Origin of the sequence: Streptomyces sp. NPDC059668, from assembly GCF_042734135.1 — a bacterium.
GTDB lineage: Bacteria > Actinomycetota > Actinomycetes > Streptomycetales > Streptomycetaceae > Streptomyces.
The window spans coordinates 448,205-449,008 of record NZ_JBHWEL010000001.1 but is presented as its reverse complement, the minus strand read 5'-3'; the positions used below and the strand labels follow the sequence as shown (position 1 = coordinate 449,008).

Genomic DNA, 804 nt, shown 5'->3' with positions numbered 1-804 from the left:
TGGGGTGTCTCCCCCCGCCCGGCACACTCAGCCGGGGGGCGCGCGTGGCCGCCCCCCCCGCCGCGGGGGGGCGCCGCGCCCTCTGGGCCGCCGGCCCCCCGCTCAGGTGCCGGGGGTCAGATCGTGGGCTGACCGCCGAAGGGGGCGTTCGGGCCGTAGTAGGCCCCCAGTTCGTCGCGGTAGCCGGCGTCGCCGAGGTGCTTGTCGCGATGGAACTCGGGGGCGTTCTTGATCTGCTCCCTGGTCCGGTCGACGAAGATCTTCTTGTCCTCCGGATCGATCTGGATCACGGTGCTCGCCGGGAGGAGGACCTCCTTGCCGAAGATCCAGACCCCGGTGTCCACAACCAGGTAGGCGTCACCGACCTCGTCGGAGTGCTTGTCGACCTTGCCGATTCCGCCGTCGGTCGCCTCGACCTTGTAGCCGGTCAGATCGGCACCGGCCAGGTGGCCCGAGGTCGACTTGTAACTCCACACATGCTCAGTCACGCGAAAACAGCTCCTCCGGTAAACAGAATGCGGCGAGGGGTTCCCTGCCGCTCTTCCTTTTTCCGTATGGGGTGCGGGACGGTTCTCGTTTTCCGCCCGGACTCCGGGTGCCCCTGCGGGAGTGCTTCATTCATCCGGTACGGGAATCCCCGCGCAGGGGCCGGCGATCGATGTGCGAGCGGGAGATCCGTCGTGGTGGAGGACGACATGGCGGTGGGGGGGGGCCCCCCCGGCCCCCGGGGGGCCCCCCCCCCCCCCCCCCCCCACACCCCCCCACCCACCCCCCCCCCCCCCCCCCCGAGCGGGAAAAAAAAAA

At 70.5% G+C, this 804-nt stretch carries 1 protein-coding gene; it reads right to left on the bottom strand.

Annotated features, from left to right (window positions below; translation table 11 throughout):
* Positions 1-116: 116 nt before the first annotated feature.
* Positions 117-488 carry a PRC-barrel domain containing protein gene (locus ACFV2J_RS01990; RefSeq protein ID WP_385093191.1) on the bottom strand — a complete coding sequence of 124 codons (372 nt, stop codon included), beginning with the start codon at positions 486-488 and terminating at the stop codon, positions 117-119.
* Between the last annotated feature and the right edge of the window lie 316 nt (positions 489-804).